Origin of the sequence: Legionella brunensis (genome assembly GCF_001467025.1) — a bacterium.
GTDB lineage: Bacteria > Pseudomonadota > Gammaproteobacteria > Legionellales > Legionellaceae > Tatlockia > Tatlockia brunensis.
In genome coordinates this window covers 262,724-279,693 of sequence record NZ_LNXV01000004.1, presented here as the reverse complement: position 1 = coordinate 279,693, position 16,970 = coordinate 262,724, and the positions used below count along the sequence as shown (strand labels likewise).

Below are 16,970 nucleotides of genomic sequence, written 5' to 3'. Positions count from 1 at the left end.
TGTTTTCCTCTTGATTTGTTTTTTACGTTTAGTTAACATGATAGATGTGCTTAAAAAAAGAACACATATTAGGAAAAGCACACTTAATGGGCATGAGTTATTTTCAACTCAGGGCAAGAAACGAGGATGTTTTTATGTCTCTAAATGAGATAGCAGCAAGTATACCTGAAACACAAAGTCAGGCTTCAAAGTGGCGGAAACAAGATACGGTATGGATGCTCAGTCTTTATGGAACTGCAATTGGTGCCGGCACCCTCTTCTTACCCATTAATGCAGGATTAAGTGGTATTTGGCCCCTGATTATTATGATGCTCCTAGCCTTCCCCATGACTTATTTTTCTCATCAGGCTTTATGTCGTTTTGTACTTTCAGGTTCTTCTGCAAAAGACGATATTACGGCCGTAGTTGATGAGCATTTCGGCTCCATTGCGGGTAAAATATTAACCTTTCTCTATTTCTTTGCTATTTACCCAATTTTACTGATGTATAGTGTAGCTATCACTAACACCACTGAAAGTTTTATTGTCAATCAAATGGGTTTACAAGCCCCCCCACGCGCGCTTTTAGCCATTCTTCTTATTCTTACTTTAATGGCTATTGTGCGCTTTGGTCAGCAAATTATTGTGAAATCAATGAGCATGCTTGTATATCCCTTTGTGAGTATTTTATTAATATTGTCTCTTTACCTAATCCCCCATTGGAATGATGCCATTTTTCAGCAAAGTAATGCCATCAATGGAAATGGAACACATAGTCTACTAATGACTTTATGGCTAGTTATTCCTGTCATGGTATTCTCTTTTAACCATTCCCCCATTATTTCTTCTTTTGCTGTAGCACAGAAGCAACAATATGGTAGTGACGCTGATGAAAAAAGCTCTGGAATTTTAAAGTATAGTCATATATTAATGGTCGCCACGGTGATGTTTTTTGTGTTTAGTTGTGTATTGAGTCTTTCCCCTCAAGATCTCGCTCTAGCCAAGCAACAAAACATTTCTATTCTTTCCTACCTTGCAAACCACTTTCATACGCCTCTCATGGCCTATATCGCTCCATTGATAGCTTTTATTGCCATCGCCAAATCTTTTCTCGGTCACTATCTTGGTGCCAGTGAAGGGCTACAAGGGTTAATCACAAAAGGGCTTACCAGTCGTAATAAGAGTCTAAGTCAAAAGCGAATACAACAATTTATTGAAGCTTTTATGATTGTTACTTGTTGGATTGTAGCAACCCTAAATCCTAGTATTTTAGGTATGATTGAAACTTTAGGTGGCCCTGTAATTGCCATTATTTTATTTTTAATGCCCATGTATGCGATAGCTAAAGTGCCTGCAATGAAAAAATTTAGAAATCCAATCACTAACATTTTTATTAGCTTTATAGGCCTAGTGGCTATTTCTGCAATACTTTACGGATTGTTCTGCGCGTAATTACTAATTTGACTTCCCGCGGTTTCTGTCTTCCGTGGGAATAGACTCCTTAAAACCGCATCAAATTTCAATAATTTCTTCTATCCTCGGATAATAATATTCAGCATGTCCCGATTTAATAATTAAATTCTCACGAGGTTGATACACGCTTCGATGATGAACATGACCACACAAAACCAAAAACTTAATCTCAGGATATACATCTGCTATCTCAAGCAAAGTATCACCCGCTATTTGAGAAGCATAAAATGGCAAGAAATATTCATTATTTCCCTCACCTTTGTATAGACAATTTTCTTTAAATGGAGGGACATGCAACAAAATAATAACGTCGGATGGTTTCAGCATTGCTATACGAAAAAAATTTTCCCTTAATTCATCGCAATCATAAGCCGCAAGAGCTTGCATTTTTTCAAGAAGGTAGCTTTTTCCTAAACGATAAGCGTTTAATAAGTCAGCAATTAATTGGCTATCATTCATTATGATGGAGCTATGTTGGTAATCACCAAACCGTCCATCAGCCCATCCATCGTGCCCAATTAAATAAATCCCTTCTTGTAATTTTACTCCCCTTATTGCAGGCAGCCAATTTAAAAATGGCCTCTCACTCGTTAAATGCCTCATTTTATTACGGACACTTGAAATATCCCCACGAAAATAATCATGATTTCCCAATACAAAATAAATCGGTTTTGCAAGCAGTTTTTCCATTTCAAAGAGGAATATGCTCAATGATGGTGCTTCGGCAATATCACCAGTTATGAACAAACAATCGACCTGTGACTGAATAATTTTTTCATAAAATTCATATCGATGGATTTCATTCAAAAAATTAAGATGAATGTCTGTTAACCAAGCAATTCTCATCATATGTTAGTTATCCCTTCCAATAAAGAATTTTGCATAGTTAAGCCCTTGTAGTATAAGCCAGGCACTATATTTTTGCGAATTATCTCACAGTCTATATGCTAAAATTATATTCATAGACATAGTCAAAATTTTTGATATAAATGAAATATAAATACACAGCAAAAATCCATCTTGATGATGGGAAAATGGCTAAAAAACATGGAGATAAAATTTCAAAATTAATGGAATGGATGCAAGATGAGGCACAAAAAAATTTTTGCACGGTAAATGGTGAAATTATCGATAATAAATTGCATCGGATTATTAAACATTTTCAATACAGTCCCTTCGATGCAATCTAGGCAATAAAATAAGTAGCTCTATCATCCTATGTGTGGCAGTGAAATCTTGATGAGAGATGACACTTATGAGTGCAACGAGGTATTTATGGAAAAATTTATTAATCGACACGAAGCAGGAAGAATATTAGCAGATCAACTTAAAATGTATGCATATAATCCTGATGTGATTGTTTTGGCGTTGCCCCGAGGAGGAGTGCCAGTAGGCTATGAAATAGCAAAAGCTCTTTCTGTGCCGCTTGATGTCTTCATTGTTCGAAAACTTGGTGTGCCAGGACATGAAGAATTAGCTATGGGAGCCATTGCTTCAGGCGCCACGGCAATTTTTAATGATGAAATAGTTGAAGCTTTGCATATCTCAAAACAGGCAATTGAGGAAGTGATTCATTCGGAAGAGGAAGAATTAGAAAGACGTGAAGCAATTTATCGTCACAATCAACCTTTTCCAAAACTGGAAAATAAAATAGTCATTCTTGTGGATGATGGGGTTGCTACTGGAGCGACAATGCGTGCTGCTATTAAATCTTTACGCAAACAAAATCCGGCTCGTCTCATTATGGCAATCCCTGTGGCTGCCTTTTCCACTTATCAAGAAATGGCTAAGCTGGTAGATGAAATTATCTGCCCTCTACAACCCTTGCATTTTTATGCGGTTGGCCTTTGGTATGAGGACTTTGCACAAACTACAGATACTGAGGTTACTGAATTATTAGCCAACAAAATTAATAATCCACACAATGGTATGTCGTCAGTTTTATAATATACAAAGGGAGGTCGTATGAGTTTTTCCCTGAATATGGAACATTCCATCACCATTACTAATGGGCATGTTTCTCTCAGTGGGCTTTTATACATCCCTCAAAACGCTTTAGGTATTGTTCTATTTGCTCACGGTAGTGGCAGCAGCCGTTTTAGTATAAGAAATCATTTTGTTGCACAAATTTTAAATAAAGCACCATTGGCTACCTTATTATTTGATCTATTAACACCTGAAGAAGAAGCTGTTGACCTTCGTACTCGCGAATTTCGCTTCAATATTAATTTTTTGGCAAGTCGCCTAATAGACGCAACGAATTGGTGTCTAACAGAAAATTTTAACTTACCTATGGGGTATTTTGGCGCAAGTACAGGAGCTGCCGCAGCATTAATTGCTGCAGCAGCAAAAGGAGAACTCATAAAAGCCGTCGTTTCACGTGGAGGTAGACCTGACTTGGCAGAGGAATCATTATCAGACGTAAAAGCACCCACTTTATTGATAGTGGGTGGATATGATGACGTTGTTATTTTAATGAATAAAGAAGCCTTCTCTAAATTAGAATGTATAAAACAATTGGAAATTATTCCTGGTGCAACTCATTTGTTTGAAGAAACAGGAACACTTGGTCAGGTAGCACAACTGGCAAAAAAATGGTTCGTTAGCTATTTAGCACTGTAATTTGCTAAATGGATTACAGGAGTTTCTATGCTAAATAATCATCAGAAACTTATTAGTACTTTAAATAATGCTCTACTCCCCCTGGATATCACGAAAAGCGATTACTCATTTATTTTAAATAAAATTCGAGATGCGCGGTTTGTAATGATTGGTGAAGCCACTCACGGCACTGAAGAATTTTACCAAGCACGAATTGATATTACCCGACTGCTAATTGAAGAGAAAGGGTTTATGGCCGTAGCAATAGAAGGAGACTGGCCTGATGCCTATACAGTCCATCGCTATATCCAAGAGAAAAGTAATGTTTCCGATGCAGAGCAATCCTTAGAGGATTTTAAACGATTTCCTACCTGGATGTGGCGTAATACAACAATGCCTCCGTTTATCGAATGGCTACGCGCATATAATAAAAGTTTAACTTCTAGCAAGAAAATAGGGTTTTATGGCCTTGACTTGTACAGCTTGAATGCTTCTATGCAGGCAGTAATTGGTTATCTTATGCAAATAGATCCTGAAGCAGCCCAACGCGCAAGAAAACGATACGCATGTTTTGACCATACCAATATTGATCCACAGACTTATGGCTATTTAACGAACATAGGTATAAAAAAATCTTGTATAAATGAAGCAATTGCTGTTTTAGTTGAGTTACAACATCATGCTTTTAAATACATACGCGAAGACCGCATTACCGCCGAGGACGAGTATTTTTTTGCCACACAAAATGCTCGCTTAATCAAAGATGCTGAAATTTATTATCGCTCTATGTTTGAAGGACGAGCCTCATCTTGGAATGTTCGCGATAGGCATATGACAGAAACTTTGAATATTCTTGCTGATCATCTAGAAAATCGTTATGACAAACCTGCAAAGATTGTGATTTGGGCTCATAACTCCCACATTGGCGATGCACGAGCGACAGAAATGAGTGAGCGCGGTGAAATCAATATTGGTCAATTAGTGCGTGAACAGTATGATAGGCATAGCTATTCCATTGGTTTTTCCACTTATGGAGGCTTTGTGACTGCCGCCAGTGATTGGGGCAATCCTCCTGAGTATAAAAAAGTTGTCCCTGGTTTTGAAAGTAGTTATGAAGAATTGTTTCATCAATTAACATCTGATAATTTTTTCTTGGATTTAGCTGATAATCCAGAACTTGAGCATTACTTACAAATCCCACGGTTACAACGCGCTATCGGTGTGATTTACCGCCCTGAATCAGAACGTCTGAGTCATTATTTTTTTACACATCTTACTTATCAGTTTGATTCGATTATTCATATTGATAAAACAAATGCCCTAACTCCCTTGGATATCCTAGAGGAATAATAGATAGACCCGCGGCTTGACGCGAGATCCACAAACTTTTCCTTCCTACCAGTCGTCAATACTTGATTCCAAATATCAAAAAATTTGGGTATATACTATGTTGAAAGAATGCAACAAGGATGAAATATAAATGAAGTTAAACTACATTTTGTGCGCTACACAAGAAGGATTTCACAAAGTAACATACTCCGAATGGGGTCAGCCAAAAGAAGATCTTTCTGCAGTTATTTGCGTCCATGGTTTAACACGCAATCGTTGTGACTTTGAACCTCTCGCACAATTTTTGAGCGATAAAGGACGTCAGATCCTTTGTCCAGACATTGTTGGCCGCGGTGATAGTAGCTGGTTTAAAAATCCAAAATATTATAATTATCAGCAATATATTGCCGATATGAGCACTTTAATTGCAAGAACTTCAGCACAAAAGATAGATTGGATAGGAACATCCATGGGTGGATTAATTGGCATGGCGCTCGCGGCCTTACCTAACTCCCCTATCCGCTCACTTGTCTTAAATGATATTGGCCCACAAATTCCTGTGCAAGCACTCTGGCGATTAGGTCAATATGTAGGTAAACATCCTCTGTTTAAAAGCGAGGAAGAAGCTAAAGAGTATTTTAAAACTATTTATGGAAGTTTTGGCATCCTTACTGAAGAACAATGGAGCTATCTAACGCATCATAGCATTAAGGAGATTACTCCTGGCACTTTTACAGCCAAAATAGATCCTCACATTAAAGGCTCGAAATCAAGTGGCCAGCTGGTCAAAGAATTTTTCGTTAATCCTCATAGAGCTCTTGAAGGTATCTTGTTTGATGTTGACTTATGGTATCTGTGGCAAAAAGTAACATGCCCAGTCCTTGTAATTCGTGGCAAGAATTCAGATATGCTACTGCCAGAACATATAAAAAGAATGCAAAGAGGTCACCCCAATGTCGAAGTTATCGAGATCGAAAACGCAGGTCATGCTCCAATTTTATTCGAGTCCAGAGAACATGAAAAAATTGCGCATTGGCTAAATAGCGTAGAATCTAAGTATTTTTGATCTCTGAGGATTCTAATATCTCTAATCGGTTTTAGGAAATAAAATGAACAAGGCCCAAACACAGCACCATATCCTTGTGGTTGGCGGAGGAGCAGGCGGACTCGAACTAGTGACAAGGCTAGGACACAGCCTGGGCAAACAAGGTAAGGCCCGTATTACATTGGTTGATGAACATGCAGTTCATTTATGGAAACCCCTACTCCACGAAGTAGCTGCAGGGTCGCTTGACTCTAATATTGATCAAATCAATTATTATGCACACGCCACTGATAATTATTACTACTATCAACCAGGAAAAATGGAGGGTTTGGAAAGGGAGAAAAAAAGAATAGTCTTGGCTGCTTTAAATAATGAGCATGGTGAAGAACTCATTCCTAAACGCACTTTAGCTTATGACACTTTAGTCTTGGCTGTTGGTAGTTTAAGTAATGATTTTAATACTCCTGGCGTGAAAAAACATTGCTTGTCTCTGGATAATTTGGAACAGGCCAATTTATTTCAAAGAGAATATCTCAATAAACTTCTAGGCACACAGTATGGCTGCGGACTACCCCATTCACCTTTGAAGATCGTTATTGTAGGCGGGGGAGCCACGGGAGTTGAATTAGCGGCAGAACTTCATTATAGCTTGCGACAGGCAAATACTTATGGTTTAGATCATGAAGCAATCAGACTCGCTCAAATTACATTAGTAGAGGGTGCACCTCGTATTTTATCCCACTTACCCGATGTAGTAGCTGCCGCTATCAATGAACGACTAAAATCTCTAAGCATTGCAGTTTACACCAACGAGATGGTCACCACGGCGATGAAGGATGGTATTCATACTAAAAGTGGTAAATTTTTTCCAGCTGATTTATGTGTTTGGGCGGCAGGAGTCAAAGCCCCTGATTTTTTGACTCAACTTGATGGTTTAGAAACAGACTCTATTAATCGGCTTATTGTTAACATCACACTCCAAACAACAAATGACGACAACATTTTTGCCCTCGGTGATTGTGCTAATTTCATTGATCCAGTTCTTAAAACATCAATTCCTCCGCGAGCACAAACTGCACATCAGCAAGCACAGATTTTAGCCAAGTCTCTTAAAAATCGACTTAACAATAAACCATTGCTTCCTTTCAGGTATCATGATCGGGGTTCGTTAGTCACTTTAAGTTGCTATGATACTTTTGGAAACATAAAAAGCTTCTATAAGATGCAACACTACATTGGGGGTAAAATAGCGCAATCTGTTTATCGTTCACTATACTTTATGCATCTGATTGCTTTATACGGTTTTTTTGGTGCATTGACCGTAAGACGGGCAAAAAAATTGCTTACTAAAACAAGACCAAGATTAAAATTACATTTTAGCAAATATTAAAGACTTAGCTCATCACTCAGATTCATCAAAAGAATGATGAGCATCAAGGAGGAGTATAATGAAAAAGCAACTACAAGCTAAGCCTGTTTGGAATCGTGTTGCATTCATATTTCAAGGAGGCGGTGCCTTAGGAGCTTTTCAGGTAGGCATTTACGAAGCTCTTCACAATGCAGGGTATCAACTAGACTGGGTAAGTGGTGTCTCTATTGGAGCTATTAATGCCGCCATTGTTGCTGGAAATAAACCCGAAAATCGGGTAGCAAAATTGAAGGAATTTTGGCGAATTATCTCCACACCTACACATTTCTCTTGGTGGGATGAATACCTTGAAAATATCGATCTGCGTCGGTTATATAATCAACTCCATGCGCATGCTACCCTTTTTTTCGGACAACCAGGATTTTTCATGCCGCGCTTGATAAATCCACATTTCCTATCAAACTCCAAGCCGGATGAAATTAGCTTTTATGATACCTCCCTACTAAAAGAAACCCTAGAAAGTTTAATTGATTTTGATCTTCTAAATAGTGGGAAAACTCGTTTAACATTATCTGCGGTTCGTTTGAAAGATAGCCAATTAGTTCTTTTTGACACGAATCATCAAGAAATACGTGCTGAACACATCATGGCCAGCGGTGCCCTGCCTCCAGGATTTCCAGCAGTTAAAATTGATGGTCAATATTATTGGGATGGCGGTATAGTCAATAATACCCCAATCGAAGTTATTTTAAATGACCTTCCACGCGTCAGCACCTTATGTTTTATGGTACATCTCTTTGATCCAGAGAGTAGTGATCCAACAACTTTAGATGAAGTATTGTTGAAACAGAAAGATATGACTTACTCAAGCCATTATAAACGAGTCATTAAATCATTTTGCGAAGCACATGACATGCGTCATGGTATTAGCGAACTTTACGATATGTTGCCAGAGCATATAAAAAGAGAGCCTAAGGCACAGGAAATACGCGCTATGGGTTGCAAAACGATTATGGTATTAGTGAGGTTCCATCGCCACGGCTTAATGAGTGATTTGTCTTCTAAAGATTACGCTTTTTCCTCTGTCGCCATTGATGAAGGGATAAAAATGGGGTGTGAGCAAGCAACAGCGGCGTTAAAAGAATCGCAATGGCTGCAACCAGTACCATCCAATGTTGGGGCTGTTCTTTATGATGTCTGCCCTCATGAAGAAACAGAACAAACGGTCTTCAAGCATGGTAAAAAACATCAGAACTAATAGCACTTGGTAAACGGCCGATTTTGGTAGCGTTGTTAATTGTGTTTGGATGGATTAACACAAGGCGACTAGGGAGCCCCAATATCAAGGGAAGCTTGAATTATTTTTTGTCAAATCTTGCGGATTTGACGATATCTTTGTTTCCTCTTTTTCAGGTAAAAAACTATATCGTGATTTATTCAAAGGCAACATTGGCATTAGTCGATTGTAGTCAACTAACTCCTGAAAGCATATGCAATCAGCAATTGTTTGTCTTTTATAATTTTTATTTAAAACAGGGCAAAATGATTCGTCATTAGTAATAAAAATTTGACATTGTTGAGTAGAGCCCGAAACAAAAACCACTCCTTTTCCTAGAGAAGAAAAATAAGTACCTCTTAATTTACTATCCTGTCGCTGTTCAATAAATTCATAAATAGATAAAACCAGGGAGCGCTGTATATTATCTATACGAGCCATCGGAGTGTTTAGAGATCTGGTTAGAGGTCGTTCAAATATATCATAACCAATCACATAAATATGGTTTGGTACTTCTGAACTGCCACCACACTGATTAAAAAAAGATTCCAGCGATTTACGATAACCTTCAACTGTACCATTATTTAAGTGCGCTAAACCCAGTTTTTTTGTTACTGAATTATAAATGACTAAAACCATGCAAGAACCTATATCTGGAGTTCCTAAATATAGAGGCTCGTTATCTGAAATATCTTTAACAATAAAAGCATGCTCAGGAATTACAACTGTTTTCTCGACCTCACTTTTTGTAGCCTCTTCTCTTAATCTGATTTCATTACGGCGTAAGCAACTTAAACCTTCATTATTGATGGTTTCTATATTCTTCCTCAAAACTGTTTCTTCTATTTGATTCAGCGATTCGCATTCTGCGAGATGTTTTCGCATCTCAAGAATAAATGTATTAAGTTGAGATTTTAATGGTTGCAGATTATCAGGTGCTGTACTTAATAATTCTTGTAATTCATCAAATGTAAGATAACCGCTGCCAAATTGTATTATCCTACCTTGCTGAATATTAAATACTAAGGCTCGCCTTCTTAATGGTTCGCATACAGATAAAATTGATGTTCCATCAGCAGAAGACGCGAGCAATTTTGTAAATGGTATATTCTCCGTAAGTTTAAAAAATGTTGTTAGCTGCTCTACATTGATTTCTATCCCTGGGGCAAATTGTATGGGTTTAAGCAGTGGCATTAGAATCACCTAAAGCATAATTTATATATCATTATAGCAGGGCTCCGTTTTGAACATATGTATGATATAGGCAATTTCGATTTTGCAACGGAGCCATAAAAATCACCTGTATTTTCATCTTATCCGTTATTTACGCTGTAGATTTATAATCAATTTTGTATAAAACTATCTATTCAAGCAATGAGGATGATATAGGCTGAAATGATTTCTTTTCCTCGACGAATTTATTACTTATTTCCCTTTCTACTACTAATTTTGCTGATTGTGGTTGAGTGGTTAAGAATTCTTCATCTTAATAATGGTGTGTTTAGTTATACGCTGGATGACCCCTATATTCATCTCTCTCTTGCCAAACAAATAGCCGCAGGTGGATATGGTTTTAATAGTGGTGAATATTCAAGTCCTTCTTCAAGCATATTGTGGCCTTTTCTCCTAGTTCCATTTTCTTCTTTTTCTTTTTTCGAATTTATCCCACTATTATTTAATAGTTTATTATCTCTTTTAATCTTATCTGTTTTCATTTCCCTTTGTTTATCTGTAAGCACACAAAGCACCAAAATTCAGTGGAAACCACTCATTTTATTTTGTTTACTAATCCCATCACTTAATTTGGTAGGGCTAATATTTTCAGGCATGGAGCATTCTCTACAAATGCTTTTTAGTGTTCTTTTAATCTACGGAATTATCATTGAAAGTAGAGATCAATCTTTTCCCTTATGGTTATCCGTGGTTATTGTAATAGGACCATTAATACGCTATGAGAATTTAGCGCTCTCTGTACCAGCATTAATTTTTTTGTTCTACCAAGGACACAGAAAAAAAGTTATTTATACCCTTATCATTGTATTAGCATTTTTGAGTTTATTTTCTCTGTTTTTGCTTCACATTGGGCAACCTTTTTTAGCCTGCTCTATTTTGAATAAAGTTGGTTTTGGCCAATACTCTACCTTAGGTGAAGAATTAATTGATCAATTTAACCTAAATTTAACGCAACGACAGGGCCTAATTTTCTTCACCCTTTTGCTAACCTTCCCTGCTCTTATTTTTTTCTCAAATTTATCCTCAATCAAAAAGAAATTATTAACTGTAGTTACTTTTAGCCTTTTATTGCATTTATTTTTAGGAAAATTTAATTGGTTCCATCGCTACGAGCTTTATCTATATGCAGCTATTTTACTACTTATATTCTATTTATATTTTGATAGTGATCAGCGTATTAAGAATTCTACCCCATGTTATTTATTTTTTTTAGTCGGGTTAATCCTGAGTAGTTATCCTTACTTTACGGTATTGTACAGTATCCCTTATGCCGCCAATAACATTTACCAACAACAATATCAGATGCGTAAATTCGCAGTTTATTGGGTAAAATCACCGGTTGCCGTCAATGATATCGGATGGGTTTCTTTTAATAATCCTTATTATGTTTTAGATCTTTTTGGATTAGGAAATTATGAGATTTATAAAAAAAGAAGTTCCGAAAAAAGCGCCTTATGGATGGCACAAGCCACAAGAAAATCAAAAGTAAAATTGGTCATGCTTTATAAAAATTGGTTTGTAGCAATTCCCAAAGAATGGGTTTCTTTAGGATGCTTATATTTTGATATGCCAAGAGTAAGTGCAGCCAATAAAACAGTCTATTTTTACGCAACTGATATAAAATATGCATCAGAATTTAAACAGCAATTGCTCCAATTCAGTCGGGTACTACCCTCAGGAGATCATTTTAAATTTGACTGCAATTAACAAAAAAATGGCTAATTTTTTTATTTCTATGATAGAGTGCATAACTATTAATTTGCAGTTTGACTTTACTGAATGAGGATACTGTGAGTCTTAGGTCTATTTTTCGTCGCATACTTCAAAGAAAAATTCTCATAAAAGTAGCTCTATTTTTTTTCGTTTGCGGTTTACTTACTTTTGCTTACCAATTATTTTTTGGTTCTAAAGCTAAAATTAATAACGATGCAATCAAAATAGTCGAAGTAGAAGAAATAACTCCTCATGATATCCAACAAACCACAGAGTTAATCGGTACTATTCGCCCCAAACACGCTACTGTATTAATAGCCAAGGCCAATGGCATGCTAGACTCTTTAGTGGCCACAGGCCAAAAAATACAAAAAGGCATGTTAATTGCCAAAATTGACAATCCAGATATGGAAAAAAATCATCAACTTTCCGAAACGGCCGAAAAAATTGCTCACACTCAATATGACCGATTATCCAAACTACTTAAAACCGGCTATATTAGCGCGAAAGAAGTAGAAGAGAAAAAACAAGCATGGATAGAAGCTTCAAAGAATCTCTCACAAACTAAAATAGAATTAGATACTATGCGTTTTTACGCACCCTTTGATGGTATTATTGGAGCCTATAAAAAACGTGAGGGAACACAAGTTAATGCGGGAGATCCGATTGTCACTATCTATGATCCAGCTCGCTTAACAGTTGATTTCGACATACCCTGTACCAATATTAAAAGTTTAAAAGAAGGCCAACATGTTCGCATCTTAGGTACCGAATATCGGCTTACCCATATTCAGAGAATGATAGATGAGGACACACACATGTGTCCTGCTGATGTGGACATTGTCTGTGAAGATTGTGTAATAGGTGCTAGTGTTGATGTCGAATTAGTGGTCAAGGAAAAGAAAAAGGTTCTAGTTATTCCTTATCAAGCCGTTTTTCTAAAAAATGGTAAACATTTTGTTTATATTGTAGAGGATCATAAAGTTATATTAACTTCAGTTGAAACCGGTCTACAAAACAAATCTCGCATTGAAATAACTTCAGGATTAAAAACAGGACACATTCTCGTGATAAATGGTCAGGAACGTCTATATCCCGGAATGACCGTTGGGATTTATAAATCAAAATCCAGGGCTGATAATTAACCATGAAACTGCCTAATTATTTCATTAAGCATCCAGTTATAGCCATTGTCTTTAACTGTGTGCTGATCGTATTAGGCTTGCTTTGTTTACATGCTTTGCCTATTCGCGAATATCCCAATATTAGTTTCCCGATAATTACTGTCTCTACCGCCTATCCGAATGCCAGTTCAGAACTCGTTGAATCGGCAGTTACCAACGTTTTAGAAGAGCGTCTAGCAGGTGTTGAAGGATTAGAAACCATTACTTCACAATCAAGTTCAGGCTCCTCTTATATTACCTTATCTTTTCGCTCTGGTACATCAATGGACAGAGCTTTGAGTGCAACTCAAGATGCCGTTGCATTGGCAAAGCCTTTGTTGCCGTTGGAAGTCAGAAGCCCCGCCATTGAAAGGCAAAAAAAATCAAATGGGTTACCCTTTTTAGGCATTGCTCTTGAATCATCCTCCCTTGATTTTGGCGAATTAACTCATTTTGCCAACCTTAATTTAAAAAACTCTTTTCGTAGTTTAAACGGTGTCTCCTCCGTTGACGTTTGGGGACAGCCCTATACTTATGCCATCACCCTTGATCCAAAGAAGCTATTTTCTTTTGGGGTCAATGTCGATGAAATATTTGATGCCATTTCAAGAAGCAGCATTTCCCTTCCTACAGGTAATTTTCAGAACAAAATTCCAAGCACCCTAAACTTCGAGTTAAAAACAATACAAGACTATGAAAACCTATTGATACGAAGCAATAATCATCATCCTATCTTCCTAAAATCTCTCGCGAAGGTAAAATTAACTACAGACAATGAACGCATGCGGGTAAGGGTAAATGGTCATGCCGGCTTGGTATTGTCAATTAATCGCGCAGATGACGCGAATCCCCTTGAGGTATCAAAATTAGTTCGTCGTGAGCTGATGTCGTTACAACAGAACTTACCTGATGATATAAAAGCAAGAATTATTATTGATCAATCAGATTTCATTAATGCTTCATTAAAAAATATCCAGTCATCCATTTTGGAGGCAATTCTTTTAGTACTTATTATCGTTTTTATCTTCTTAAGAAATGGCCGAGCAACCGTCATTCCCTTGATTACTATTCCTATTTCCTTATTAGGGTCTTTGATTTTTCTAAAATTATTTGGTTTTTCCATCAATCTCATGACACTTTTAGCCATGGTACTTGCTGTAGGCTTAGTTGTCGATGATGCCATTATTGTTTTGGAGAATATTTGGCGTCATATTGAGAAAGGCCTGTCTCCAATGAACGCTGCCATGCAAGGTTCTCGAGAGATTGGTTTTGCAATTGTCGCAATGACATTAACTCTTGCAAGTGTTTATGCTCCCGTTGCCTTTATACCGGGCATGCTCGGGCAAATTTTTATTGAGTTTGCAGTCGCTTTGGCAGGAAGCGTATTTATTTCTGGACTCGTGTCATTAACACTTTCTCCCTTAATGTGCGCGAAGTTCTTAAACAAGAGGAATCGGCAATTATGGCCACAATTTGACTCTTTTCTTCGCCGAATTGAACAACAATACGCTAACCTTCTGAACCATGGTATCAATAGGAAAAAAATTATTTTTACAGGGATAGGCTGTTTTATCAGCCTTAGTTTATTTTTTTACAATTTATTATCTCGGGAAACCGCGCCCAAAGAAGATCGTGGGCTAATTGGAGTATATACTCCATTACTTGCTGGAGATAACGTTCAAACCCTAGATAACAAAGTACCACTGATAGAAAATAAAGTGAAAAATCTACCAGAAATTAATAATCAACTGACTTTTATTGGTGATTGGGGCGCAAGTATTGTCCTTCCACTCAAGCCACATACTCAACGAAAACATTCTGCTGAGCAATTAGTAGCTAGCCTACAGCCACAACTTAATAATTTTCCATCGATGGACTCTTACGTATGGAGCTGGGATACAGCTTTACCCGGGATTGATGATGCAGGTAGTGGTACAGAACTGGCTTTAGTAATTTCAACAGCCGATAATTTTCGTCAATTATTAGGCGAGGTAGAGAAATTAAAGGCCACACTCGATGAAAAGGGCCAATTTGAATCAACGCGCTATGATCTCCGCTTGGACTCTATGGGCTATAGTATTGATATTGACAACAACGCACTAGCCCAACTCGGTTTCTCCGCAAAACAGGTAGCAAAAACCATTGAAGTATTCTTCAGCGGTGATAAATCTCTTAACTTTCAAAAAGATGGTGTGATTTATAACCTAACCATTAAAGGAAAGCATTCGCCCTGGACCTTAAATGAATTATATCTCTCCACCCCAGCAGGAAAACATGTCTCCTTAGGGGCCCTGACCACAATGAAATCTAAAGCCCAACCGCCAACGCTTGATCATCACAACCAAATGCGCTCAACCATCTTGCATGTAAAACCACATGCTAATGAATCCATAAAAAAAGGCATGGGTAAGCTTTGGGAGATTGCCAGAAATGAATTACCTAAGCATTACAAAATGAGCTGGGAAGGTGCCGCAAAAGCTTACACACAATCCTCGAACACCATGTTGATTCTATTTGTTTTATCAATTTTCTTTATTTTTGCCATTTTGTCCATTCAATTTGAAAACTTCATCGACCCACTAATTATTATGTTTACGGTACCGCTGGCAAGTTGTGGGGCTTTGTTTTTTGCCTATGTGTTTAAGCAATCCTTTAATATTTACACTCAAATCGGACTCATCACATTAGTAGGCTTGATAAGTAAACATGGAATATTAATTGTTGAATTTGCGAACCAACTAAAAGATAATGGTCTACCCTTATTGGAAGCAATAAAACAAGCAGCTGTTCTACGTTTACGCCCTATTTTGATGACTACAGGAGCTATGCTTTTTGGTGTTATACCTCTCATTTTATCACACGATGCCGGCTCTGAGGCTCGTCATGCAATCGGCTTCGTCCTTCTCGGTGGATTGAGTATGGGCACATTGCTGACTCTTTTTATTTTACCAACTGTCTATTACGCAGTGAAATCTAAATTTTATAAATCTCAAGGATACTGATTAACACATTTATCCCCCTTATTAGACATCTTATCTTAAGCTATATTTAAATTGGGGATCCTAAAAAGGATTAATTATGAATGAATTGGACATCCTATTACTCTTCTACAATGAAATGAGAACTCAGGGAACGAGCCGTGACAAAGTTTTTTTGAGCATGGACCAAAATACTGTAGCCATACTCGCCGAAAAATTTGGTGATGACGTTACCTTAGAGCAAGTCCATAAACTAACAGATATTTGTATCGCCAATGAATGGCTAGAGCGCACAACAATCGATCCGGGTTACAACTTTCTAAATCTAACTGCCGCTGGCCTACAAATTGTGTTAGCTCATGCCTATCGCTAGTATCTCACTCAACATAATATTCACGGGGCTGCAATCCTAGGCTAGCACCGAATTTTTGCGCAGCAGAAATAAAGCTACAAAAAGCAATAAGTTCAACCAACTCACCCTCTGAGAAATATTGCTTCATCTGTTCGATATATTGTTCATCAATCGTCTGATGGTCTATTGCATAACAGTTAGCAAAACTTAAGGCTTGCTCCAATTTTATTGACTCTGGATTCTCATCAGGTTTTCCTGCTTTTGCCATACAATATTGGCATAAATTATTAAAGGCCAAAGCCCGTCTAACTTGCTCAAGAAACTCTGAAGAAAAAGTCTGACTTTGAAAAAAAGCACTTTCAAGTTGAGCCCATTTGTGAGAAATTTCAGGAACATAACCTAAAAGTTTTTCGAACGGAGTCTCCCCATGCTTTGACAATTTTATGTAGGACATTATCAG

15 protein-coding genes are annotated in these 16,970 nt (G+C 37.4%); 12 read left to right on the top strand and 3 right to left on the bottom strand.

Translation table 11 applies throughout. The annotated features are described in order from the left end of the window. Positions 1 to 134 precede the first annotated feature (134 nt). Complete coding sequence (locus Lbru_RS02865) at positions 135 to 1,430, top strand: serine/threonine transporter (RefSeq protein ID WP_058440862.1); 1,296 nt, start codon at positions 135 to 137, stop codon at positions 1,428 to 1,430. A 60-nt stretch (positions 1,431 to 1,490) separates the two neighbouring features. Here Lbru_RS02865 and Lbru_RS02860 read toward each other — a convergent pair whose 3' ends face one another. Further along, positions 1,491 to 2,300, bottom strand: coding sequence for a metallophosphoesterase family protein (locus tag Lbru_RS02860; protein ID WP_058440671.1), 810 nt, complete (start codon positions 2,298 to 2,300; stop codon positions 1,491 to 1,493). A 140-nt stretch (positions 2,301 to 2,440) separates the two neighbouring features. On the opposite strand from Lbru_RS02860, the gene Lbru_RS02855 reads away from it, so the two are divergent. The 7 genes from Lbru_RS02855 to Lbru_RS02825 all read left to right on the top strand — a co-directional run bounded on the left by Lbru_RS02855 (position 2,441) and on the right by Lbru_RS02825 (position 9,053). Continuing rightward, entirely contained in the window at positions 2,441 to 2,641 is a 201-nt protein-coding gene (locus tag Lbru_RS02855; protein WP_058440670.1) for a hypothetical protein, read from the top strand. 85 nt (positions 2,642 to 2,726) lie between these two features. After that, complete coding sequence (locus Lbru_RS02850) at positions 2,727 to 3,398, top strand: phosphoribosyltransferase (protein WP_058440669.1); 672 nt, start codon at positions 2,727 to 2,729, stop codon at positions 3,396 to 3,398. Positions 3,399 to 3,416: 18 nt separating this feature from the next. After that, positions 3,417 to 4,073: a dienelactone hydrolase family protein gene (locus tag Lbru_RS02845; RefSeq protein ID WP_058440668.1), complete on the top strand. Its 657-nt coding sequence runs from the start codon at positions 3,417 to 3,419 to the stop codon at positions 4,071 to 4,073. A gap of 27 nt (positions 4,074 to 4,100) precedes the next feature. Beyond that, the gene (locus tag Lbru_RS02840) at positions 4,101 to 5,402 is read left to right on the top strand and encodes an erythromycin esterase family protein (protein WP_058440667.1); all 1,302 of its coding nucleotides are present in this window, start codon (positions 4,101 to 4,103) and stop codon (positions 5,400 to 5,402) included. 130 nt (positions 5,403 to 5,532) lie between these two features. Further along, positions 5,533 to 6,447 carry an alpha/beta fold hydrolase gene (locus Lbru_RS02835; protein ID WP_058440666.1) on the top strand — a complete coding sequence of 305 codons (915 nt, stop codon included), beginning with the start codon at positions 5,533 to 5,535 and terminating at the stop codon, positions 6,445 to 6,447. A gap of 43 nt (positions 6,448 to 6,490) precedes the next feature. Continuing rightward, positions 6,491 to 7,816, top strand: coding sequence for an NAD(P)/FAD-dependent oxidoreductase (locus Lbru_RS02830; RefSeq protein WP_058440665.1), 1,326 nt, complete (start codon positions 6,491 to 6,493; stop codon positions 7,814 to 7,816). Between the two features lie 58 nt (positions 7,817 to 7,874). Next, positions 7,875 to 9,053: a patatin-like phospholipase family protein gene (locus Lbru_RS02825; RefSeq protein ID WP_058440664.1), complete on the top strand. Its 1,179-nt coding sequence runs from the start codon at positions 7,875 to 7,877 to the stop codon at positions 9,051 to 9,053. Between the two features lie 84 nt (positions 9,054 to 9,137). Here Lbru_RS02825 and Lbru_RS02820 read toward each other — a convergent pair whose 3' ends face one another. Continuing rightward, positions 9,138 to 10,265, bottom strand: coding sequence for a hypothetical protein (locus Lbru_RS02820; RefSeq protein WP_058440663.1), 1,128 nt, complete (start codon positions 10,263 to 10,265; stop codon positions 9,138 to 9,140). 201 nt (positions 10,266 to 10,466) lie between these two features. Here Lbru_RS02820 and Lbru_RS02815 point away from each other — a divergent pair, with 201 nt between their 5' ends. The 4 genes from Lbru_RS02815 to Lbru_RS02800 all read left to right on the top strand — a co-directional run bounded on the left by Lbru_RS02815 (position 10,467) and on the right by Lbru_RS02800 (position 16,531). Then, positions 10,467 to 12,011, top strand: coding sequence for a hypothetical protein (locus Lbru_RS02815; RefSeq protein WP_058440662.1), 1,545 nt, complete (start codon positions 10,467 to 10,469; stop codon positions 12,009 to 12,011). An 83-nt stretch (positions 12,012 to 12,094) separates the two neighbouring features. Then, a complete protein-coding gene (locus Lbru_RS02810; protein ID WP_058440661.1) occupies positions 12,095 to 13,162 on the top strand; it encodes an efflux RND transporter periplasmic adaptor subunit in 1,068 nt (355 codons plus the stop codon). A gap of 2 nt (positions 13,163 to 13,164) precedes the next feature. Beyond that, positions 13,165 to 16,182, top strand: a complete 3,018-nt coding sequence (locus Lbru_RS02805; protein ID WP_058440660.1) for an efflux RND transporter permease subunit — start codon at positions 13,165 to 13,167, stop codon at positions 16,180 to 16,182. Positions 16,183 to 16,258: 76 nt separating this feature from the next. Beyond that, entirely contained in the window at positions 16,259 to 16,531 is a 273-nt protein-coding gene (locus Lbru_RS02800; protein ID WP_058440659.1) for a hypothetical protein, read from the top strand. 4 nt (positions 16,532 to 16,535) lie between these two features. Here the strand turns inward: Lbru_RS02800 and Lbru_RS02795 are convergent, their stop codons facing one another. Beyond that, positions 16,536 to 16,964 carry a carboxymuconolactone decarboxylase family protein gene (locus tag Lbru_RS02795; protein ID WP_058440658.1) on the bottom strand — a complete coding sequence of 143 codons (429 nt, stop codon included), beginning with the start codon at positions 16,962 to 16,964 and terminating at the stop codon, positions 16,536 to 16,538. Positions 16,965 to 16,970: the final 6 nt, after the last annotated feature.

Excerpts from the sequence above, each read along its gene's own strand:
- Lbru_RS02855 (WP_058440670.1), top strand. The coding sequence starts at position 2,441 with ATGAAATATAAATACACAGCAAAAATCCATCTTGATGATGGGAAAATG.
- Lbru_RS02835 (WP_058440666.1), top strand. The coding sequence starts at position 5,533 with ATGAAGTTAAACTACATTTTGTGCGCTACACAAGAAGGATTTCACAAA.
- Lbru_RS02820 (WP_058440663.1), bottom strand. The coding sequence starts at position 10,265 with ATGCCACTGCTTAAACCCATACAATTTGCCCCAGGGATAGAAATCAAT.
- Lbru_RS02850 (WP_058440669.1), top strand. The coding sequence starts at position 2,727 with ATGGAAAAATTTATTAATCGACACGAAGCAGGAAGAATATTAGCAGAT.
- Lbru_RS02825 (WP_058440664.1), top strand. The coding sequence starts at position 7,875 with ATGAAAAAGCAACTACAAGCTAAGCCTGTTTGGAATCGTGTTGCATTC.
- Lbru_RS02815 (WP_058440662.1), top strand. The coding sequence starts at position 10,467 with ATGATTTCTTTTCCTCGACGAATTTATTACTTATTTCCCTTTCTACTA.
- Lbru_RS02830 (WP_058440665.1), top strand. The coding sequence starts at position 6,491 with ATGAACAAGGCCCAAACACAGCACCATATCCTTGTGGTTGGCGGAGGA.
- Lbru_RS02795 (WP_058440658.1), bottom strand. The coding sequence starts at position 16,964 with ATGTCCTACATAAAATTGTCAAAGCATGGGGAGACTCCGTTCGAAAAA.
- Lbru_RS02860 (WP_058440671.1), bottom strand. The coding sequence starts at position 2,300 with ATGATGAGAATTGCTTGGTTAACAGACATTCATCTTAATTTTTTGAAT.
- Lbru_RS02840 (WP_058440667.1), top strand. The coding sequence starts at position 4,101 with ATGCTAAATAATCATCAGAAACTTATTAGTACTTTAAATAATGCTCTA.
- Lbru_RS02800 (WP_058440659.1), top strand. The coding sequence starts at position 16,259 with ATGAATGAATTGGACATCCTATTACTCTTCTACAATGAAATGAGAACT.
- Lbru_RS02805 (WP_058440660.1), top strand. The coding sequence starts at position 13,165 with ATGAAACTGCCTAATTATTTCATTAAGCATCCAGTTATAGCCATTGTC.
- Lbru_RS02865 (WP_058440862.1), top strand. The coding sequence starts at position 135 with ATGTCTCTAAATGAGATAGCAGCAAGTATACCTGAAACACAAAGTCAG.
- Lbru_RS02845 (WP_058440668.1), top strand. The coding sequence starts at position 3,417 with ATGAGTTTTTCCCTGAATATGGAACATTCCATCACCATTACTAATGGG.